Here is a 19,948-nt window from a genome sequence, read left to right as displayed (position 1 = left end):
TCCGCTGTCTCCCTGATGCACTCTAGCGGCCGTCATCCGGCTTGTGAACGGCCCGGGGCTGCGGCAATATCGTTTTATGCGTTTGCTTCTGTGTCTCAGTTTTCTCTGCGGATTTTCCCTGCCTGTCACCGCCGAGCCGGTCGTGTTTCCGGCGCTCTCGGGCAACCCGGACGCCCCGACCGTCATCGTCTATTCCTCGCTCGACGAACCGCTGGCGCGACCGATGATCGTCGGTTTCCAGAAAGCCAATCCGGATGTGGCGGTGCGCTACGAAGATATGCTGACCGGCGAGATCTACGACCGGATTGTCAAGGAGACCGACACAGGCGAAAAGACCGCTGATTTCGCCTTTTCCTCGGCGATGGACCTGCAGGTCAAGCTTAGCAATGACGGCTATGCCCAGCGCAGCGACCTGCCGATGAGCGCCCGCTGGCCGGGCTGGGCCAATTGGCGCAACACGGCCTACGCGCTGACATTCGAACCGGCGGTCTTCGTCTATCACAAGCCGAGTTTCACAAAAGAGAAGCCGCCCTCCACGCGGGCCGAGTTCGTGGATTATCTGAAGCGCCACGGCAGCGGCGTTTATGGAAAGATCGGCACCTATGATATCGAGCGGTCCGGCGTCGGCTTCCTGTTCATGGCGCGCGACCAGGAGCAGTTCGGCGACATCTGGTCGGTGATCCAGATGATGGGTGCTGCCGGCGTCAAGCTGTATTCCACCAGTTCGGCCATTCTCGAGCGGGTCTCCGACGGCCGCTTTGTTCTCGGCTACAATATTCTCGGCTCCTATGCCGCCGACTGGGCCTCGCGTCACCCGGATGTCGGCATCGTCCTGCCGCGCGATTATACCGTCGTCATGTCGCGCATCGGGCTGGTGCCGCAGGCGGCCGCCTCGCCCGATCTCGGCCGGCGCTATCTGGAATTCTTCATGTCGAAGGAAGGCCAGACGATCATGGCGCGCGAGTTGCAGATCCCCGCCGTCAGTCCGGACGTTGCGGGCGCCAACACGGCCAATACGATGCGGGAAATGCTCGGCGGGCAGTTGCGACCGGTTCCGGTCAGTCCCGGGCTGATGGTTTACCTCGATCAGGTCAAGCGGGCGCGGCTGATCGCCCGGTGGAACGAAGTTTTGCGGCTCCAGTAGACGAAGCAGAAAAATTAGCGGAGATTAATCCGGCAGGGTTCCGTTCGATGTCAGGTAGATGACAGCTTTTTATGGTGCCTTGCAGTTCTTCATCGTCCGTGGAGGCGGATGATCGAGGCGAATGGGAGGAGTTTCACCAGACCCGACGTCGTTCTGCTGAGGAAGCGAACGCGTCCGATTAAGAGTGAGCCACCCCCGTCCGCAAAGATGAACACTGCGCGCCAGATCAAGGAGCGCGCCTGACGGAGGACTAATCTTGAAACAGTTTTTTCTGGCATCCATTCTCGCCGGTGCTCTTGCCCTGCCGGCTTTTGCCGCTGACTACACCATCATCGCCCCGGCGAACCCCGGCGGCGGCTGGGACCAGACCGCGCGCTCGATCCAGACCGTGATGCAGCAGGAAGGCATCTCCGGCAACGTCCAGGTGCAGAACGTACCCGGCGCCGGCGGTACCATCGGCCTTGCACAGTTCGCCAGCCAGTCGAAGGGCAATCCGAATGCCCTGATCGTCGGCGGCTACGTCATGGTCGGCGCAATCCTGACCAACAACTCGCCGGTGACGTTGAATGATGTCACCCCGATCGCTCGCCTGACCGGCGAATACGAAGCCATCGTCGTGCCGGCGGATTCACCGCTGAAGTCCTTCGGCGATCTCGTCGAGGCGCTGAAGAAGGATCCGGGCGCAGTCTCCTGGGGTGGCGGCTCGGCCGGCGGCACCGACCATATCGCTGTCGGCCTGATCGCCAAGGCTGCGGGCGTGGACCCGACCAAGATCAACTACATCGCCTTCTCCGGCGGTGGCGAAGCGCTGGCCGCCATTCTCGGCAGCCAGGTAACGGCCGGCATTTCCGGCTACGGCGAATTCGAAAGCCAGGTGAAGTCCGGCACGCTGCGTCTTCTCGCCGTTTCAAGCGCCGAGCGCATTGCCGGCGTCGATGCGCCGACCATCAAGGAAAGCGGCCTCGACGTGGTGGTTCAGAACTGGCGCATGGTTGCCGCCGCTCCCGGCCTGACCGACGAGCAGAAGGCTGCCGTTTCGGCCGACATCGAGAAAATGGTCAAGTCCGCCAGCTGGCAGGAAACCCTGAAGACCAAGGGCTGGCAGGATACCTATCTGGCCGGTGATGCCTTCAAGGAGCAGCTCGCCAAGGACATTTCGGCAACCGAAACCGTCCTCAAGGACATTGGTCTGGTAAAATGAGCAAGGGCCACACCCCTTCGACGGAAACGCGCCGCCCTGACAAGGCGGCGCTTGTCATCGCCGTCTTCCTCGCGGCCCTCGGCGGCCTGATCTACTGGGATGCGTCACGGCTTGCGAGCATGGGCGGCTATTCCGGCATCGGCCCGGCCACCACGCCCTTCGTGATCGCCGGCGGCTTGCTGATACTGGCGGTCTGGACCGTTTTTGAGGCCCTGCGCGGTGATTTCCCGGCGCGCGATCGCCAGGAAGTCGCTCCGGTCGTCTGGATCGTCGGCGGCCTGGCCTTGCAGATGCTGCTTCTGAAAACGGCGGGGTTCTCGATCGCCACGGGTGTGCTCTTTGCCGCAACGGCAGCGGCCTTCGGCAAGCGCAAGCTGTGGATGACGATTCCGCTCGGTATCCTCATCTGTCTTGGCGTCTGGCTGATCTTTGCCGGGCTGTTGCAATTGTCGCTGCCCGCCGGTCCGCTCGAACACCTGTTTTGGTAAGGCCCTGACATGAACACATTCGATTTCCTGCTGCAGGGCCTGCTTGTCGCCGCCCAGCCCATGAACCTCCTCTACGCGCTGATCGGCGTGACGCTCGGCACAGCCGTCGGGGTTCTTCCCGGCATCGGCCCGGCGCTCACCGTGGCGCTGCTCCTGCCGGTGACCTACAAGCTCGATCCGGGCGGCTCGCTGATCATGTTCGCCGGCATCTATTATGGCGGCATGTATGGCGGCTCGACCACTTCGATCCTCCTGAACACCCCGGGTGAAAGCTCGTCGATCGTCACCGCACTCGAGGGAAACAAGATGGCCCGGGCCGGGCGCGGCGGACCGGCATTGGCGACAGCCGCGATCGGTTCCTTCGTCGCCGGCCTGATCGCAACCATGGCGCTGGCCTTGATTGCGCCTTACGTCGTCAAGCTGGCGCTGGTTTTCGGCCCGCGCGAATATTTTGCGCTGATGGTGCTTGCCTTCGTCACGGTTTCCTCGGCCTTCGGCGATTCGACGCTGCGCGGGCTGACGTCGCTGTTCATCGGCTTTGCGCTCGCCATCGTCGGCATCGACCAGCTGACCGGCCAGACGCGCATGAGCTTCGGCATTCCCGACCTGCTCGACGGAATCGAGGTGACGACACTGGCGGTCGCGATGTTCGCCATCGGCGAATCGCTCTATATCGCGGCACAAGGCGACCTCGGCCCGGACAAGGTCGAAGCGGTCAAGGGATCCGTCTGGATGAACGCCCAGGATTGGGCGCGCTCCTGGAAGCCGTGGCTGCGCGGCACGGCGATCGGCTTCCCGATCGGCGCGATGCCGGCGGGCGGCGCCGAGATCGGCACGTTCCTCTCCTATGCCACCGAAAAGCGGCTGACCAACCATCCGGAAGAATTCGGCAACGGCGCCATCGAGGGTGTAGCCGGTCCCGAAGCGGCCAACAATGCCTCGGCTGCCGGCACGCTGGTGCCGCTCCTGACGCTAGGCCTGCCGACGACGGCAACGGCGGCTATCATGCTGGCCGGCTTCCAGCAGTACGGCCTGCAGCCCGGTCCGCTCTTGTTCGCGACCAACCCGCAGCTCGTCTGGGGCCTGATCGCCAGCCTGCTGATCGCCAACTTCATGCTGCTTGTGCTGAACCTGCCGTTGGTTGGTCTCTGGGTGAAGCTCCTGACGATCCCGAAACCCTGGCTCTATGCCGGCATTCTCCTGTTTGCGACGCTCGGCACCATCGGCGCCAATCCATCGGTGTTCGAACTCGGCATGCTGCTCGCCTTCGGTGTCCTCGGCTATGTCATGCGCATCTTCGGCTATCCGATCGCCCCTGTCGTCGTCGGCCTGATCCTCGGCCCGCTCGCCGAACAGCAACTTCGCCGGGCACTGTCGATCAGCCAAGGCGATGTGACGGTGCTGTTCACCTCGCCGATCGCCGCCGTGCTGCTGGTGATTGCGGCCGCCGCCCTGATCATCCCCTTGATCCTGCGGGCGCGTGGTCGTGGAGAAGTCCTGGCCCAGCTGGCAGCAAGCGAAGACTGACGTTCCTCCCAAGACCGTCTGAGCGAAGGGCCCGGTTAGCTGATGTTAACCGGGCCTTTCCTATTTGCATGGCTGGGATGAATTCCTGTGCATTGTAAAGCGATGCCCAAAGGATCATCTTCCACTCATCGAATGAAACACGATCAACCAACCGGAAAGTGAGTAAAAGAGATGTCCGCCCTTCGTAAACCTGCCCGAGGCTTCTTCGGTAATGCCATCGCCATCTTTGGCGCGGCCACGGCCGCAGCCGCGGCTGTTGAAGGCCACCGCCGTCCGCTGGACCGCGATCTCTACACTCTCGGTATCGATCCGAAGAACTTCAACTCCGTGAAGCACCGCTAACACCAAAGCCTGAAATATTGCGCGCTGCCGTTCAGCTGCTGCAATCCGAATGAAAAAGCCCGCCAATCCCAAGGATTGGCGGGCTTTTCGTTGCCGCAACAGCGTCAGGCGTTGACGTGTTCAGAGCGTTGCCGCCTGTTGTGGCGGATCGAAGACCACAGCGAGATGCCGATCAGGGCCGCCCCGCCGAGACCGGTGATAACCTCCGGAATATGCACCAGCGTCTGGCAATACATGATCACCGACAGGATCAGGATCGCGTAGAAGGCACCGTGCTCGAGGTAACGATATTCGGCAAGCGTCCCCTTCTCGACCAGCATGATCGTCATCGAACGCACATACATGGCGCCGATGCCGAGACCGATGGCAATGACGAAGAGGTTCTGCGTCAGCGCGAAGGCGCCGATCACGCCGTCGAAGGAGAAGCTGGCGTCCAGCACTTCAAGATAGATGAAAGCGCCGAGCCCACCTCTTGCTGCAGCACTCATCGTCTGCTGCGAGGCATCAAGCAGCCCGCCAACCACCTCGACCGCGAGAAAGGTCAGGAGGCCGTAGATGGAGCAATAGACGAAGGTGGTGGCTTCCTCTCCGTGCAGGAAGGAGGAAAACACCAGGATCAACACGAGCACGAAGGCGATTTCGACGCCCTTGATCGTCGCGAAGCGTGACATGCCGCGTTCGAGTGACGCGATCCAGTGGGTGTCCTTCTCGTGGTCGAAGAAGAACTTCAGGCCGACCATCATCAGGAAGGTTCCGCCGAACGCCGCAATCGGCAGATGCGCCTCGTGCATGATGCGGGCGTATTCCTCGGGACGCGAGGCGGCCAGCACCACGGCATCGATCGGCCCGATCTTGGCGGCGATCACCACGATCAGCAGCGGGAAGATGATGCGCATGCCGAAGACGGCGATCACGATGCCCCAGGTGAGGAACCGGTGTTGCCAGACCGGCGTCATTTCCTTCAGTTTGTTGGCGTTGACGATGGCGTTGTCGAAGGAAAGCGAGATTTCCAGCACGGCAAGCACCGTACAGACGAAGAAGACGGTAGCCATGCCGCCCAGGGTACCGGTCGTGGCCCACCCGAGCCAGGCGCCGAGCGCAAGACCGGCCGCCGTCGTGATGAAGGCCCAGGTGAAATAACCGAGAGCCGAAGTTTGCGAGGCGGGCTTCATGGCCGCACCTCCGATCCGTCAAGATTAGGGCCAAGGGGTGCATAGATGGAGAAATCCCGCATGCCATGATCGGCATGCGAAGAACGCATGAGATGGATTGTCATGTGCTTATAGTCCGCCGGCTTATTTGCGGGTGATACCGACATCACGAGAGCGCCGTAGATTCTCGCCAGAGGGGCCCGGTATCAGGTTGAACTCCGCAGGCGTGTTAGAATGCCCTGCACTGCGGAGATGGTTCTTACTTAGCGACGTTATCGCCAAGGTCAAGCACGCCGGCCATAAGCGTGTCGCCTTTTACCGTAAGTTTGATATACGTTCGCTGCGTGCGGGCATCGCGACGGACGATATCGATCGGCGCCTGCGGCCCGCAAAGCAGATTGATCTCCCGCAGGACGAGCGCGTGGGCGATGCCGAACAGTCTCGCAAAGGTGCGGCTGTCGTCAGCTATCCCTTGCGAAATGGCCGTGATGATGCCTGCGCCCAGCGGCGAAAGCGTGGCGTGCCGTCTGCGCACCACCTCGACCAGGGCAAGGAAATCGGCTTCGGACGGGCTATCTGGCATTCAGGCCGCATCTGCCTGCCTGGCTTTGGTGCGGAAGGATACCAGCACCGATTTTGAGGTCGGCGTATCGCTCTCGTCCCCGGCGCTCGACAAGGGCACGAGCACGTTGAGTTCGGGATAATAACCGGCGACGCAGCCGCGCGGGATATCATAGGGCACGAAGCGGAAATCGCTGGCGACACGGGAAACGCCGTCCTCGTGGCGCCCGATCACGTCGGCGCGGTCACCGGCCTCGGCGCCGAGATCGGCCAGGTCGGCGGGATTGATGAAGACGACGTTGCGCTCGCCGTAGACGCCGCGATAGCGGTCGTCCATGCCATAGATCGTCGTGTTGTACTGATCGTGCGAACGGAAGGTCTGCAGCACGAAAACGCCATCCCTGCCGCGGGCGACCTGATGTTCGACGGCATCAGGGAGCGGGCCGCTCCAGAACATGGCGCGCCCCTGCGGTGTCTCCCATTCGCGATTGGCGGCGGCATTGCGCAGATGGAAGCCGCGCGGCTTGCGGACGCGCTGGTTGTAGTTTTCAAAGCCGGGAATGACATTGGCGATATGATCGCGGATCAGGTCGTAGTCATCGGCGAGCGCTGCCCAATCGACCTTTGCCGAGCCGACGGTCGCGGCAGCGATGCCGGCGATGATCGCCACCTCGGAGCGCAGTTCCGGCGAGGCGGGCCTGTTGATGCCGCCCGAACCGTGCACCATGCTCATCGAATCCTCGACCGTGACGATCTGGCTGACGCCCTTCGAGTTGTGGTCGATCTCCGTGCGGCCGAGGCAGGGCAGGATGAAACTCACCTCGCCCGGCATCAGGTGCGAGTGGTTGAGCTTGGTTGCGATGTTGACCGTCAGCTTTTGCCTGGCCAGCGCCCTTTCGATGAGCTGGCTGTCCGGCGTTGCACGCGCGAAATTGCCGCCGAGGCCGATGAAGGCCTGTGCCGAGCCGTCCAGCATGGCGCCGATGGCTGCAAGCACATTGTGGCCGTGATGCCGGGGCGCCTGGAAATCGAACTCCCGTTCCAATGCATCGAGGAAGGCGGCCGGCGGCTTCTCGTTGATGCCGACGGTACGGTCGCCCTGGACGTTGGAATGGCCGCGCACGGGGCAGAGGCCGGCGCCCGGCTTGCCGATATTGCCGCGCAGCATCATGAAACTGGCGATCTCGCGGATGGTGATCACCGAATGCCGGTGCTGGGTGACGCCCATCGCCCAGGTACAGATCACCCGTCCGGCGCCGAGATAGACCGCTGCCGCCCGCTCGATTTCATCGCGCGTCAGGCCGGACTGGTCCTCGATCTCGGCCCATCCGGTCGCCTCGACGGCGCCACGATAGGCATCGAAATCCGCGGTATGCCTGCTGATGAAATCGAGGTCGAGAACGGAGGGCCGGCCTGCAGTCCGTGCTGCCTCGTCTGCGGCGAAGACCGCCTTGGCCATGCCGCGCACCGCGGCCATGTCGCCGCCGAGGCGCGGCTGGAAATAGTCGCTGGCGATTTCGCTCGAGCCGCCACGCAGCATTTCGAGCTTGTCCTGCGGGTCGGCGAAACGCTCGAGGCCGCGCTCGCGCAGCGGATTGAAGATGACGATCTTTGCACCGCGTCGAGCGGCGCGGCGAAGATCGCCGAGCATGCGCGGATGGTTGGTGCCGGGATTCTGGCCGATGACGAAGATGGCGTCGGCCTTCTCGAAATCCTCGAGCAGCACCGTGCCCTTGCCGACGCCGACCGCCTGCTTCATGGCGATGCCGCTCGCCTCATGGCACATGTTCGAGCAATCGGGAAAATTGTTGGTGCCGTAGAGCCGCACGAAGAGCTGGTAGAGGAAGGCAGCTTCGTTGGAGGCGCGGCCGGAGGTGTAGAACTCGGCACGGTCCGGCGTGTCGAAACTGTTGAGGATTGCGGCGATCTCGGCAAAGGCGGCATCCCAGTCGACACGGACATAGCTGTCCGTCGCCCGGTCGTAGCGCATCGGATGGGTGAGACGGCCCTGCTGTTCAAGCGCGTAGTCGCTCCACGTTTTCAGCTCGGAGACGCTGTGCGTGGCAAAGAAATCCGGTGGCGTGCGCTTGTCGGTCGCCTCCCAGGCGACGGCTTTCACGCCGTTCTCGCAGAATTCGAACGAGGAGCCGTGCTCCGGATCACCCCAGGCGCAGCCCGGGCAGTCGAATCCATCCGGCTGATTGGCCTTCAGCAGGGTGCGCGCGCCAGAAAGCGGCGAGCCGCTTTCCAGAAGGCGCTTGCCGCAGCTTTTCAGCGCCCCCCAGCCGCCTGCGGCGCGGGAAGGTTTGCCGATGAAAACAGTCTTGCCCATGAACGAAGCGATCCCTCCGCGGTCAATAGAAGAAACATGATCAAAAACCCATATCCCACCGGCTTTTGATTGAATTTTTGTTTTCTTTCAATGGTCCATTTTGCATGTGCTAATAGAATACTTCTATCGTGCTGCGGTGCAAATTCAAAGGATTGCGGGTGCCGCGTAGCATCTATTCCGATTGTTCATCGATCCATCGATTTTCGTGGATGGATTGAAGTGCCGGAATATGCGAGGGCAAGCCGTCTTTCCCGGAGCCGAAGCCATGACGGTCGCAACAGCCCCCTTTGCTCACACTTCGAATGCCGCCCGAACCGGCGTCCTCTTCATGCTGCTCGGCATGCTGATGTTCTCGCTGAACGACGCGATGGGGAAATGGCTGGTGTCGACCTATTCCGTCAGCCAGTTGATGACGATCCGCAGCCTCGCGGCTCTGGTGGTGCTCATTCCATTCTTCGTCAAGCGCGGGTGGCGCAGCCTGCTGATCGTCGATCGCCCGTGGCTGCAGGGACTGCGGTCGCTTCTTTTTGCATTCGATGCATCGGCCTTCTATTTTGCCGTCGCCTACATGCCGCTTGCCGACGCGATGACCTATTGGCTGGCGGCCCCGATCTATGTCGCGGCTGCCTCGCCGCTGCTTCTGGGCGAGAAGGTCGGCTGGCGGCGGTGGACGGCGATCATCGTCGGCTTCCTCGGCGTCCTCATTGCGCTCGAGCCGTCGGCCGAGAGCTTTTCCCTGCCGGCGCTGATCGCGCTTGCCGGCAGCACCGCCTATGCCTTCGCGCTGCTTCTCGGGCGAACCCTGCGGGCAACGCCGGATACGACGCTGATCTTCTGGCAGTTGAGCGGCGCGCTGATCTTTTCTCTGGCGGGTGTCGGCGTTAATCCGGCCGGCTGGGCGCCGATGGACCTGCAGGCCCTGGCGTGCCTGAGCCTTCTCGGCATCGTCGCCATGCTCGCCCATCTCCTCGTTACCCGCTCGCTGAAACTGGCGGATGCGGCCACCGTCGTGCCCTTGCAATATACGCTGCTTTTCTGGGCGGTGATTTTCGGCTGGATCTTCTTCGGCGATACGCCGCGCTGGACCGTGATCCTCGGCTCCGCTCTGATCATTGCGTCCGGCCTGTTCATCTTTTTCCGCGAGCAGCAGCTGAAGCGACGCAAACCGCTGCAGCCGGACCCGGCCATGGAAGCCGGGCACGGAGAGGTCACGCGGTAAAGGCCGCGCTCATCAGGGTCTGCGTATAGCTCTCGCGCGGCGCCTCGAAGATCGCGTCGGTATCGCCTTCCTCGACGATCCTGCCGTTCTTCATCACCACCACGTAGTCCGACATCGCCTTGATCACCGACAGGTCGTGGCTGATGAAGATGTAGGAGAGGCCATAGGCCTTCTGCAGAGCACGCAGAAGGTCGATGACCTGTCCCTGCACGGAGCGGTCGAGCGCCGAAGTCGGTTCGTCGAGAATGACGACCTTCGGCTTGAGAATGATGGCGCGGGCAATGGCGATGCGCTGCCGCTGGCCGCCGGAGAATTCATGCGGATAGCGGTTGCGGGCCGCCGGATCGAGCCCGACCTCCTTGAGTGCCTCGATCGCCCGCTTGTCACGCTCGGCGCGGCTGAGCTGCGGTTCGTGGACGTACAGCCCCTCGGTGATGATCTCGCCGACGGTCTGGCGCGGCGAGAGCGATCCATAGGGATCCTGAAACACCAGCTGCAGCTGCCGGCGCAGCGGCCGCATGGCGGAGCGGCTGAAATCGGAGATGTTCGTCGCGCCGAAGCGGTAACGCCCGCTGCTCGGGATCAGCCGCAGAAGCGCGCGGCCGAGCGTCGATTTGCCGGAGCCGGATTCGCCGACGACGCCGATGGTCTGCCCCTCCCGCAGCCGGATGCTGACGCCATCGACGGCACGGAACACGCCGGCTGAACCGCCGAACAGGCCGCCGCCGGTGGCATAGTCGACCGCAACATTCGCGCCTTCGAGAACGATCGGCGCGGTGGCTGCCGGCGGCTCCTTGCGGCCGCGCGGTTCGGCGGCGAGCAGCATCTTGGTATAATCCGCCTGCGGTCGCTCGAAGATGTCGGTGGTTGCTCCCGTCTCGACCACTTCGCCGCGGCGCATGACGGCAACGCGGCTGGCGAAATGGCGGACGATGCCGAGATCGTGGGTAATCAGCACGACGGCCATGCCGAACTTGGCCTGCAGCGAATTCAGCAGATCGAGGATCTGTGCCTGGATGGTGACGTCGAGCGCCGTCGTCGGCTCGTCGGCGATCAGGATGTCAGGATCGTTGGCGAGCGCCATGGCGATCATCACGCGCTGCCGCTGGCCGCCGGAAAGCTCGTGCGGATAGCTGTCGATCCGCCGTTTCGGTTCGGGAATGCCAACGAGCTCGAGCAGTTCCAGCACGCGGGTGCGCGCCTGTTTGAAGGTGCCGCCGCGATGATGGACGATCGGTTCGGCGATCTGCCGGCCGATCGTATAGAGGGGGTCGAGCGAGGTCATCGGCTCCTGGAAGATCATGGTGATCTTTTCGCCGCGCACATTGTTCAGCGCCTTCAGCGGCAGGCCGACGAGTTCCTGGCCGCGGTATTTTGCCGATCCCGTGACCGTGCCGTTTCCAGCAAGCAGCCCCATGATGCCCATCATCGTCTGGCTCTTGCCGGAGCCGGATTCGCCCACCACGGCCAGCGTTTCGCCGGCCTTGACGTCGAGATCGATGCCCTTGACCGCCTCCACCGTTCCGTCCGGCGTCGAGAACGAGACCTTGAGTTTGCGCACGGCGAGAATTGTTTCCCGTGAATCAGTCATGTCAGCGGTCCTTGGGGTCGAGCGCATCGCGCAGGCCGTCGCCGGCGAAATTCAGCGAGAAGAGGGTGAGAACGAAGAAGATCGCCGGGAAAATCAACAGCCACGGGGCCGACTGGATGTTGTTGGCGCCTTCCGCAATCAGCGCGCCCCAGCTCGTCAACGGCGCCTGGACGCCGAGGCCGAGGAAGGAGAGGAAGCTTTCGAGCAGGATGACCTTCGGCACGACGACGGTGACGAAGACGACGACCGGGCCGATGGTGTTGGGGATGATGTGTCGGCGGATGATCTGCCAGTCGGTCAGCCCCAGCGCCTGCGCCGCGCCGATGAACTCTCGTCGTTTCAGCGCCAGCGTCTGGCCGCGCACGATGCGGGCCATGTCCAGCCATTCCACCGCGCCGATGACGAGGAAGATCAGGATGAACGAGCGGCCGAAGAAGACGACCAGCACGACGACGAGGAAGACGAAGGGCAGCGAGTAGAGGATCTCGACGAAGCGCATCATGACATTGTCGATGCGCCCGCCGATATAGCCGGATGTCGCACCGTAAAGGACGCCGATCGAGAGCGAGACGAGGCTCGCGAGCAGGCCGACGGCGATCGATATCTGGCCGCCTAGCATGACGCGCGCCATCAGATCGCGGCCGTTGGAATCGGTACCGAACAGGAAATATTCCCGCGAGACGCTGCCGGTGAGCTTCAACGTCTTGCCATCGTTTTCGGTTGCCACGACCTGCGTGTTGTCGAATTCGTTGGCGCGGTCGAAATAGCGCGTGGCGCGCGGATCGATCGGCTTGTCCGACGTCACCGTCGCCGTGAAGGTCTGGCCTTCGACGGCAAACTCCTTCAGGTCGACGCGGGCCCGTCCGGCAACGCCCTCGATCACATCCTGCAGGCTCGATGCATCCGGCCGCGGTTCGAAGCTCGGCGGGACCGAGACGTAGGATGGAAATACCTGGTCGTAGCTGTGGCTGATGAAATGGGGACCGAGGAAGGAAAACATTGCGATCAGCACCAGCATGACGCAGCCGGCCATGGCGGCGCGGTTGCGGCGGAAGCGGAGTGCTGCGAGCTGGAACAGGCTTCGGCTGGCGGTTTCGGGCGGCAGAGCCGGCGTGGTGACAATATCAGTCATGGCGAACCCTCGGATCGAGAAGGCCGTAGAGAATATCGACCACAAGATTGAAGACGATGACGAAGATGGCGATCAGTACGACGGTTCCCATCACCAGCGTGTAGTCGCGATTGATCGCACCGAGCACGAAATAGCGGCCGACACCGGGAATGGTGAAGATCGTTTCGACGACGGCCGAGCCGGTGAGCAGGGCGGCGGCGGCGGGTGCGAGATAGGAAACGACCGGCAGCATGGCGGCGCGCATCGCGTGCGTGACGACGACGACGCGCGGCGGCAGGCCGTAGGCGCGGGCCGTGCGGATATGGTCGGTGTGCATCGCCTCGATCATCGAGCCGCGCGTCAGCCGGGCAAAGACCGCCAGTTGCGGCAGCGCGAGTGCCACCATCGGCAGGATCAGGAAGCGCAGCGAACCGTCACCCCAGCTTCCGGCCGGCAGCCAGGCAAGCACGACGGCAAAGACCAGCGTCAGCACCGGCCCGACCACGAAATTGGGCACCGTGACGCCGACGGTCGAGACCGACATGATGAGGAAATCGAGAACACTGTTCTGCCGGAGCGCGGCAAGGGTGCCGGCAAGTACGCCGCCGATCAGTGCCAGGAGCAGGGCGTAGGAACCGAGTTGGATCGAATAGGGCAGGCCCTTGCCGATCAGTTCGGCCACGGTGTTGTCCTTGTAGATATAGCTCGGTCCGAAATCGCCGGTGACGGCGTTGCTGATGTAGGTGAGGTACTGATTCCACAGCGGCTGATCGAGGTGATAGGTCGCCATCAGGTTCGCCATGGTCTGGGGCGGCAGCGGACGCTCGAGATTGAAGGGGCCGCCGGGCGCGAACCGCATCAGGAAGAAGGAAATCGTGACGACGATGAAAAGGGTCGGCACGGCGCTCGCGAGGCGGCGCAGGACAAAGGAGATCATGGTTTTGCTCTCTGACCGTGACGCGCGGCGGCGCCAAGCCGTCGCACGTCAAAAATCCGTTATTCGGAAACCCTCAGGAAGCGGCTGAGATGCGCGTTGACGGCGTTATCCTGCCAACCTTTCACCTTGTCGGACACCAGCCAGAGGTCGGCCTGAGTCAGGAACGGCGCGATCGGCTGTTCCTTCATCAGAAGTGCCTCGGCTTCATGCAAGATCTTCGACCGAACCGTCGGATCGGTCTCCTCGTAGGATTTCTTCATCAGGGCGTCGAACTCGGCGTTTTCGAAGTGACCGTAGTTGAACGTCTTGTTCGAGGAGAGGCTGAGCGCGAGGAAGTTTTCGGCGTCGGCATAGTCGGCTACCCAACCGGCGCGGGCGACGTTGAACTTGCCGCCCTCCTGCAGATAGGCGTAGTGCGAGGAGACGTCGAGATTGACCAGCGACACCTGGGCGCCGAACGTGTTCTTCCACATGTCGGCGACGGCGGTGGCAACACGCTCATGGTTCGGGTTGGTGTTGTAGCGGATCTCGATGTTGAGCGGCTTGCCGCCTTCGCCGTAGCCGGCTTCCTTCATCAGCTTGACCGCTTCATCCTCGCGATCGAGCTGCGACATCTCGGAGAAGTCGGCCTTTGCCGGATCGCCGTAGCTGGCCATGCCCGGAGGCACCATGGAGTAGGACGGCAGCTGCGAGCCCGAGTAGATTTCCTTGGCGAGGAAGTCGCGATCGACCGACATCGACAGCGCCCGGCGCACGCGCACGTCGCTATAGGGTTCCTGGCGGGTGTCGAAGGCGTAATAGTAGGTCGCGAGCGTCGGGGAAACATGGACCTGCTCGCCATAGGACTTGCGCAGCCGGTCCAGCTGGTCGGCCGAGAAGTTGTAGGCGAGGTCCATTTCCTTGGCCTCGAAGCGGCGAACGGAGGCGGCCTGGTCGTCGATCGGGTAGAAGATCACCTTGTCGATCTTGACGTTCGCAGCGTCCCAGTATTCCGGGTTCTTTTCGGTGGTCAGGCTGTCGTTCGGCGTATGGGCGACAAGCTTGTAGGCGCCGTTCGAGACCATGACGCCCGGCTTGACGAAATCGGCGCCGTTCTTTTCGACGCTTGCCTTGGAGACGGGCAGGGCCGTCTGATGCGCCAGCAGTTCCAGGAAGAACGGCGTCGGGCGCTCAAGCGTGATTTCGAGCGTCTTGTCGTCGACGGCCTTGACACCGAGCTGATCGACGGGAACTTCACCCTTGTTGACCTTTTCGGCATTCTTGATCGGGAAAAGGATGTTGGCGTAGCCGGCTGCGGTCTTCGGATCCTCGATGCGCTGAAGCGAAAAGACGAAGTCGGTGGCGGTGACCGGAGAGCCGTCCGACCACTTGGCGTCGGCGCGCAGCTTGAAGGTGTAGACCAGGCCGTCGTCGGAGAGGTCCCAGGTTTCGGCCGCACCCGGAACCACCTTGCCGGCCGCGTCATAGATGGTCAGGCCTTCATAGAGATCCTTCAGGATGAACTCTTCGATATTGATCGAGGTGTGGGCCTGATCGAGCGTCTGTGGTTCGCCAGCATTGCCGCGATGCAGGACGGTTTCGGCGAGTACGGGGCTTGCGCCGATGAGAAACGATCCGAGCAGGATTGCTGTGCTGAGCTTGATGTTCGCCAATGTCATTTTGTTTTCCTTCCCCTCTTTTCAGGTTTTGAAACGGCGAGAGAATGCCAATTTTTTCGCAAAGGCAAGGCATCGGCCGTCGTTCAAACGCCACGATGAAGCTGACAGACATGTATCTATAGCGCCGAGGTTGCATTTCAATTGCGTCATTTAGCGATGGATTTGCGCCTGTCGAAATCGCCGCACCGACCACCAGGATCGACCCTCGCGCAATTACCGGGATCATTTTCGGCAGTTTACGTAATATGCATTCGTCCGGTGCCTGCCTCTCGAAACGAAAGTGTCGATCACCGTTATGGGCAGGTCGCCTTCCCTCGACGGTTGCAGGTGTGAAGGGTGCCGCCAAGCCTTACTTGTTCACAACTACAAATTGATTCGTTCGGCACGACAAAAAAATGCGGAAAGTTTGGCCACAGGGCCGTATCTGCAACGTTTCCGTCGCAGGAGTGATGGAATTTTCCGTTTCGGCAGTGGTTGCCAAACCATGATCATCAATTATGGTGCAGGAAAATCCTGCCCCACAGTTGCCAGGAGGCCTGGTCGCGATACCAGTCGGCGTTTGTGGCGGGCGCTTTTGCTCAAGTGGAGAATAAAGTCGACGCCCCACGGATCGGCGGCGACAGGACAATGGGAGACTTCTGAATGGCATTGATCACCTTGCGGCAGTTGCTGGACCACGCCGCTGAAAACAACTACGCCCTGCCCGCCTTCAATGTAAACAATCTGGAATATATTCAGGCGGTGATGCGCGCCGCCGATGCCACGGATTCACCCGTCATCCTGCAGGCCAGCCGCGGCGCCCGCGCCTATGCAGGCGATGCTTTCCTGCGTCATCTCATCCTCGGCGCGGCTGAGGAGTATCCCCATATTCCGGTCTGCCTGCATCTCGACCATGGCGACCAACCCTCGACCTGCATTTCGGCAATCACCAACGGCTTCACCTCCGTGATGATGGACGGTTCGCTGCTGGCCGACGGCAAGACGATCGCCAGCTATGATTACAATGTCGCTGTCACGGCGGAAGTTGTGAAGATCGCCCATGCGGCCGGTGTCTCGGTCGAAGGCGAGCTTGGCTGTCTCGGCAATCTCGAGACCGGTGCCGGGGAAAAGGAAGACGGCCATGGCTTTGAAGGCAAACTGTCGCGTGAGGAATTGCTGACCGATCCGGAACAGGCATTCGATTTCGTCGAGAAGACCGGCGTCGACGCGCTGGCCGTCGCGATCGGCACCAGCCACGGCGCCTACAAGTTCACGCGCGCGCCGGACGGCGACATCCTGTCGATCGAGACGATCGCCAAGATCAACAAGCGGCTGCCGAACACCCACATGGTCATGCATGGCTCCTCGACGGTGCCGCAGGACCTGCAGGACCTGTTCAACGAATTCGGCGGCAAGATGAAGCAGACCTGGGGCGTGCCGGTGGCCGAGATCCAGAAGGCCATTCCGCTCGGCGTCCGCAAGGTCAATATCGACACCGATCTTCGCCTTGCCTTTACCGGCGAGATCCGCAAGCATCACCTGCAGCATCCCGATAATTTCGATCCGCGCAATTATCTCAAGCCGGCGACCGCCCGCATGGTCGAGGTCTGTAAGGAGCGCTTCATCGCCTTCAACGCCGCCGGTCAGGCGTCGAAAATTCGCGTCAAGCGCCTGCCGGACATGGCAAGGGCCTATTCCAAGGCGGCCTGAGAGCACAATTTGGCGGGAGAACTCCCGCCACAATCTCCTTCGGCGGGCCGCGGCGAGGCGAGGGCGCCCGATCGCCTGCAAGATTTGGCGATCCGCCGACCCTGCGCACCGGCAAAAGCGCTTTACAACGCTGCCCGCCTTTGATTTGTCAGGCGGCACGACAGTCTGTCGTTCCAAGGGAAGAGGTAACATGAAACTTTTGCGCTATGGGCCCCTGGGGTCGGAAAAGCCGGGCATTCTCGACAAGGATGGCCAGATCAGGGATCTGAGCGGCGTCATCGCCGATGTCGGCGGCGACGCCATCAGCGATATGAGCTGGGCCAAGGGGCTCGATATCGACGGCCTGCCGATCGTCGGTGGCAGTCCGCGCCTCGGCGCCTGCGTTGCCGGAACCGGCAAGTTCATCTGCATCGGACTGAACTATGCCGACCACGCCGCCGAAACCGGCGCGACGGTGCCGCCGGAACCGGTGATCTTCATGAAGGCGACATCGGCCATCGTCGGCCCGAACGACGACGTCATCATCCCACGCGGCTCCGAATCCACCGACTGGGAGGTCGAGCTCGGCGTGGTGATCGGCAAAAAAGCCAAGTACGTCTCCGAAGCGGATGCGCTGGAGCATGTGGCCGGCTACTGCGTCATCAATGACGTCTCCGAGCGCGATTTCCAGACCAAGCGCTCCGGACAGTGGACCAAGGGCAAGTCCTGCGACACGTTCGGCCCGACCGGGCCGTGGCTGGTGACGCGCGACGAGGTTGCCGATCCGCAGAAGCTGAAGATGTGGCTGACCGTCAACGGCGTTACCAAGCAGGATGGCTCCACGAAGACCATGGTTTATGGGGTCGCCAATGTGGTCAGCTATCTCAGTCAGTTCATGACGCTGCACCCCGGCGATATCATCTCGACCGGCACGCCCCCCGGCGTCGGCATGGGCTTCAAGCCACCGCAATACCTCAAGGCCGGCGACGTCGTCGAGCTCGGCATCGAGGGCCTCGGTACGCAGAAGCAGACCTTCATCGCCGACGTCTGAGATCGCGATCACATGTGAGGGCGCGTGCTACGGCATTGCGCCCTTTTTCGTGGCCTCACGTTTCGATCTTCAGCTTGACGCGGTCGGCGGCAAAGCGGGTGCGGGCAAACTGCACCGGCACGCCGTCCGGATCGGCATTGACGGCGGTCGCCTCGATGACGATGGCGCCGGGCGAAAGACGAAGCAGGGCCAGTTCGTCGGCATCGGCGTGGCGGGCGACAAGCTCGGTCGAGACGCGCACGTAGTCCGGCAGGCCTTCGGCGGCGAAGGCCTTGGTGATCGAGCCCAGCCTTTCGACTTGCTCTGCCATGCGCGGAAAGCGATCAGCAGGAAAGAAATTGGTGGAACAGGATACCGGCCGGCCGTCTGCGCTGCGCATCAGGTCCAGCATGATGCAGTTCGTTCCGGGAGCGATCCCCAACCCGGCGGCAACCTCGACGGCAGCCGGCAGGGCGGCTTGGGAAAGCAGTTTCGCTTCCGTCTCGCGTGCCTGGTCGCCAAGCCCCTGCGCAAAGCGCGTGCGCCTGGAAATCGGAAAGCTCAGCCGTTCCTTCCGCTGAATCAGCGTGCCTCTCCCCTGGATCGCCTGCACCAGACCTTCCTCGGCGAGTGCGGCAAGGGCGCTGCGCACGGTGTGGCGGTTGACGCCGAACTGGCTTGCCAGGACGATTTCCGGCGGTATCATGCCGGTCTGGTCGTAATCGCCGTTGCTGATCGATAGCCGGATCAGATCGGCAATCTGCCGCCAGAGGGCAACGCCGGTTTGCCGTTCGACCACCTTTTTCGCATTCATGTCACAAGCCCGTCATGCAGCAGTTCTAGAAAAGCAATCATCAGATGTATGGTTGTCTATATTAATAGACATTTCGGATGGAAGCAATGGACCCGATCAAACAAGATGGCAGCGCGGCGGTGAATGGGCGCAAGCGGGCGATGGAATTGCTGGCCAAAGCGTCGACCGAGGAACTCCAGGCAGGTTGGCAGGCGATCAAGGCCAAGCCGGAGGTGCATGCGGTGCGCGGGCCGGAAAGCGGCCTGGTCATGGTGCGCGGTCGAATCGGCGGCCGGGGCGATCCCTTCAATCTCGGCGAGGCAACGGTGAGCCGCGCCACTGTGCGCCTGGGCTCCGGCGAGATCGGCCATGGCCAGCTGCTTGGCAATGATCGCGAAAGAGCCCGCCTGGCGGCGGTTTTCGACGCGCTTCGCCAGCGGCACGAACACCGGCAGGCTGTCGACGCGCTGGTCGACGCGGTGGAAAGGCGCATCGCCGCCGAGGATCGCAAGCGCGCCGAACAGACCGCGGCAACGCGGGTTGATTTTTTCACCATGGTGCGGGGAGACGACTGATGGGCGTTCAAGCCGAGATCCACGCCAGCGCCTATGCCGGTGCCTTTGCCGATCCCGTGTTCCAGTCGCAGGCCGTGTTCCGGGCGCTGATGGATGCCATGGCGCGTCCGGGCACGATCACGGCGCTTGGCGCTTCGGCGGCGCCGCCGGCGCCGCTCGGTCCAGGAGCCGGAGCGATTGCGCTGACGCTGTGCGACGACGGAACCCCAGTCTGGCTGAGCCCCGCCCTTGCCAGATCCTCGGTGCCGGCCTGGCTGTCCTTCCATACCGGGGCCGCGCCGACCGACGTCAAGCCGCAGGCCCGTTTCGTCTTCGTGGAGGCCGGCGGCATTGTTCCGGGCTTCGATCAGTTCGCGCTCGGAACGCAGGAATATCCGGATCGTTCGGCAACGCTGGTGCTTGAAATCGCAGCGCTTAAAGGCGGTGCCCGGTTGACTGCCACCGGGCCCGGCATCAACGGCGAGGCCGTCGTTTCTCCGATGGGCCTGCCGGACATTATCCTCACGCTCTGGGCGGAAAATAGCGCGCTGTTTCCAAGGGGCGTCGATCTGATCCTGGTCGCCGGCACGGACGTTCTCTGCCTGCCGCGCACCACCAAGCTTCGCCCTCGGGAGGTCTGA

The 19,948-nt window shown here is 62.5% G+C and carries 18 protein-coding genes; 10 read left to right on the top strand and 8 right to left on the bottom strand.

All coding sequences use genetic code 11. The features are described from left to right. Positions 1 to 76 precede the first annotated feature (76 nt). The 5 genes from JNB71_RS20090 (at position 77) to JNB71_RS20070 (ending at position 4,702) form a co-directional block, all read left to right on the top strand. Entirely contained in the window at positions 77 to 1,144 is a 1,068-nt protein-coding gene (locus JNB71_RS20090; protein WP_220373558.1) for an ABC transporter substrate-binding protein, read from the top strand. A gap of 256 nt (positions 1,145 to 1,400) precedes the next feature. Beyond that, entirely contained in the window at positions 1,401 to 2,345 is a 945-nt protein-coding gene (locus tag JNB71_RS20085; RefSeq protein ID WP_220373557.1) for a Bug family tripartite tricarboxylate transporter substrate binding protein, read from the top strand. Further along, positions 2,342 to 2,833, top strand: coding sequence for a tripartite tricarboxylate transporter TctB family protein (locus JNB71_RS20080; protein WP_220373556.1), 492 nt, complete (start codon positions 2,342 to 2,344; stop codon positions 2,831 to 2,833). The genes JNB71_RS20085 and JNB71_RS20080 overlap by 4 nt, the downstream gene beginning before the upstream one ends. Before the next feature lie 9 nt (positions 2,834 to 2,842). Further along, the gene (locus JNB71_RS20075) at positions 2,843 to 4,360 is read left to right on the top strand and encodes a tripartite tricarboxylate transporter permease (protein WP_220373555.1); all 1,518 of its coding nucleotides are present in this window, start codon (positions 2,843 to 2,845) and stop codon (positions 4,358 to 4,360) included. Between the two features lie 171 nt (positions 4,361 to 4,531). Beyond that, on the top strand, positions 4,532 to 4,702 hold the full coding sequence (locus JNB71_RS20070; RefSeq protein ID WP_220373554.1) for a hypothetical protein: 171 nt from the start codon (positions 4,532 to 4,534) through the stop codon (positions 4,700 to 4,702). A 104-nt stretch (positions 4,703 to 4,806) separates the two neighbouring features. Here JNB71_RS20070 and JNB71_RS20065 read toward each other — a convergent pair whose 3' ends face one another. From JNB71_RS20065 to JNB71_RS20055, 3 genes are all read right to left on the bottom strand, one after another. Next, entirely contained in the window at positions 4,807 to 5,874 is a 1,068-nt protein-coding gene (locus tag JNB71_RS20065) for a DUF475 domain-containing protein (RefSeq protein WP_220373553.1), read from the bottom strand. 238 nt (positions 5,875 to 6,112) lie between these two features. Further along, positions 6,113 to 6,436 carry a hypothetical protein gene (locus tag JNB71_RS20060; protein ID WP_223215929.1) on the bottom strand — a complete coding sequence of 108 codons (324 nt, stop codon included), beginning with the start codon at positions 6,434 to 6,436 and terminating at the stop codon, positions 6,113 to 6,115. Further along, a complete protein-coding gene (locus JNB71_RS20055) occupies positions 6,437 to 8,746 on the bottom strand; it encodes an FdhF/YdeP family oxidoreductase (protein WP_220373552.1) in 2,310 nt (769 codons plus the stop codon). It lies immediately after the preceding gene. Positions 8,747 to 9,011: 265 nt separating this feature from the next. Here JNB71_RS20055 and JNB71_RS20050 point away from each other — a divergent pair, with 265 nt between their 5' ends. Next, complete coding sequence (locus tag JNB71_RS20050; RefSeq protein ID WP_220373551.1) at positions 9,012 to 9,965, top strand: DMT family transporter; 954 nt, start codon at positions 9,012 to 9,014, stop codon at positions 9,963 to 9,965. Here JNB71_RS20050 and JNB71_RS20045 read toward each other — a convergent pair. The 4 genes from JNB71_RS20045 to JNB71_RS20030 are packed head-to-tail and all read right to left on the bottom strand — an operon-like array spanning position 9,955 to position 15,262. Next, positions 9,955 to 11,556, bottom strand: coding sequence for an ABC transporter ATP-binding protein (locus tag JNB71_RS20045; protein WP_220373550.1), 1,602 nt, complete (start codon positions 11,554 to 11,556; stop codon positions 9,955 to 9,957). The two genes, JNB71_RS20050 and JNB71_RS20045, sit on opposite strands and share 11 nt — an antisense overlap. A 1-nt stretch (position 11,557) precedes the next feature. Further along, positions 11,558 to 12,688, bottom strand: a complete 1,131-nt coding sequence (locus tag JNB71_RS20040) for an ABC transporter permease (RefSeq protein ID WP_220373549.1) — start codon at positions 12,686 to 12,688, stop codon at positions 11,558 to 11,560. After that, positions 12,681 to 13,604 (bottom strand): oligopeptide ABC transporter permease OppB, encoded by a 924-nt coding sequence (gene oppB / locus JNB71_RS20035; RefSeq protein ID WP_220373548.1) that lies wholly within the window; start codon positions 13,602 to 13,604, stop codon positions 12,681 to 12,683. The genes JNB71_RS20040 and oppB overlap by 8 nt, the downstream gene beginning before the upstream one ends. A gap of 59 nt (positions 13,605 to 13,663) precedes the next feature. Continuing rightward, entirely contained in the window at positions 13,664 to 15,262 is a 1,599-nt protein-coding gene (locus tag JNB71_RS20030) for a peptide ABC transporter substrate-binding protein (protein WP_220373547.1), read from the bottom strand. Between the two features lie 642 nt (positions 15,263 to 15,904). Here JNB71_RS20030 and fba point away from each other — a divergent pair. Both fba and JNB71_RS20020 read left to right on the top strand, forming a co-directional pair. After that, positions 15,905 to 16,951 (top strand): class II fructose-bisphosphate aldolase, encoded by a 1,047-nt coding sequence (gene fba, locus JNB71_RS20025; RefSeq protein WP_220373546.1) that lies wholly within the window; start codon positions 15,905 to 15,907, stop codon positions 16,949 to 16,951. Positions 16,952 to 17,141: 190 nt separating this feature from the next. Next, the gene (locus JNB71_RS20020; protein ID WP_220373545.1) at positions 17,142 to 17,981 is read left to right on the top strand and encodes a fumarylacetoacetate hydrolase family protein; all 840 of its coding nucleotides are present in this window, start codon (positions 17,142 to 17,144) and stop codon (positions 17,979 to 17,981) included. Positions 17,982 to 18,036: 55 nt separating this feature from the next. Here JNB71_RS20020 and phnF read toward each other — a convergent pair whose 3' ends face one another. Continuing rightward, a complete protein-coding gene (gene phnF, locus JNB71_RS20015; RefSeq protein WP_220373544.1) occupies positions 18,037 to 18,774 on the bottom strand; it encodes a phosphonate metabolism transcriptional regulator PhnF in 738 nt (245 codons plus the stop codon). 86 nt (positions 18,775 to 18,860) lie between these two features. On the opposite strand from phnF, the gene phnG reads away from it, so the two are divergent. Together phnG and phnH are read left to right on the top strand one after the other, a co-directional pair. Further along, a complete protein-coding gene (gene phnG / locus JNB71_RS20010) occupies positions 18,861 to 19,328 on the top strand; it encodes a phosphonate C-P lyase system protein PhnG (RefSeq protein WP_220373543.1) in 468 nt (155 codons plus the stop codon). Further along, positions 19,328 to 19,948 (top strand): phosphonate C-P lyase system protein PhnH, encoded by a 621-nt coding sequence (gene phnH / locus JNB71_RS20005; protein WP_220373542.1) that lies wholly within the window; start codon positions 19,328 to 19,330, stop codon positions 19,946 to 19,948. Before phnG ends, phnH begins: the two co-directional genes overlap by 1 nt.

The organism is Rhizobium herbae, from assembly GCF_019511375.1.
GTDB lineage: Bacteria > Pseudomonadota > Alphaproteobacteria > Rhizobiales > Rhizobiaceae > Pararhizobium > Pararhizobium herbae_A.
Note: the sequence above shows the minus strand (reverse complement) of the source record. Positions and strands in the feature narration are given on the sequence as shown.

Bases quoted from the DNA above. Each gene is read 5' to 3' on its own strand.
- JNB71_RS20090 (WP_220373558.1), top strand. From the start codon at position 77: ATGCGTTTGCTTCTGTGTCTCAGTTTTCTCTGCGGATTTTCCCTGCCT.
- JNB71_RS20080 (WP_220373556.1), top strand. From the start codon at position 2,342: ATGAGCAAGGGCCACACCCCTTCGACGGAAACGCGCCGCCCTGACAAG.
- JNB71_RS20075 (WP_220373555.1), top strand. From the start codon at position 2,843: ATGAACACATTCGATTTCCTGCTGCAGGGCCTGCTTGTCGCCGCCCAG.
- JNB71_RS20070 (WP_220373554.1), top strand. From the start codon at position 4,532: ATGTCCGCCCTTCGTAAACCTGCCCGAGGCTTCTTCGGTAATGCCATC.
- JNB71_RS20065 (WP_220373553.1), bottom strand. From the start codon at position 5,874: ATGAAGCCCGCCTCGCAAACTTCGGCTCTCGGTTATTTCACCTGGGCC.
- JNB71_RS20060 (WP_223215929.1), bottom strand. From the start codon at position 6,436: ATGCCAGATAGCCCGTCCGAAGCCGATTTCCTTGCCCTGGTCGAGGTG.
- JNB71_RS20055 (WP_220373552.1), bottom strand. From the start codon at position 8,746: ATGGGCAAGACTGTTTTCATCGGCAAACCTTCCCGCGCCGCAGGCGGC.
- JNB71_RS20050 (WP_220373551.1), top strand. From the start codon at position 9,012: ATGACGGTCGCAACAGCCCCCTTTGCTCACACTTCGAATGCCGCCCGA.
- JNB71_RS20045 (WP_220373550.1), bottom strand. From the start codon at position 11,556: ATGACTGATTCACGGGAAACAATTCTCGCCGTGCGCAAACTCAAGGTC.
- JNB71_RS20040 (WP_220373549.1), bottom strand. From the start codon at position 12,688: ATGACTGATATTGTCACCACGCCGGCTCTGCCGCCCGAAACCGCCAGC.
- oppB (WP_220373548.1), bottom strand. From the start codon at position 13,604: ATGATCTCCTTTGTCCTGCGCCGCCTCGCGAGCGCCGTGCCGACCCTT.
- JNB71_RS20030 (WP_220373547.1), bottom strand. From the start codon at position 15,262: ATGACATTGGCGAACATCAAGCTCAGCACAGCAATCCTGCTCGGATCG.
- fba (WP_220373546.1), top strand. From the start codon at position 15,905: ATGGCATTGATCACCTTGCGGCAGTTGCTGGACCACGCCGCTGAAAAC.
- JNB71_RS20020 (WP_220373545.1), top strand. From the start codon at position 17,142: ATGAAACTTTTGCGCTATGGGCCCCTGGGGTCGGAAAAGCCGGGCATT.
- phnF (WP_220373544.1), bottom strand. From the start codon at position 18,774: ATGAATGCGAAAAAGGTGGTCGAACGGCAAACCGGCGTTGCCCTCTGG.
- phnG (WP_220373543.1), top strand. From the start codon at position 18,861: ATGGACCCGATCAAACAAGATGGCAGCGCGGCGGTGAATGGGCGCAAG.
- phnH (WP_220373542.1), top strand. From the start codon at position 19,328: ATGGGCGTTCAAGCCGAGATCCACGCCAGCGCCTATGCCGGTGCCTTT.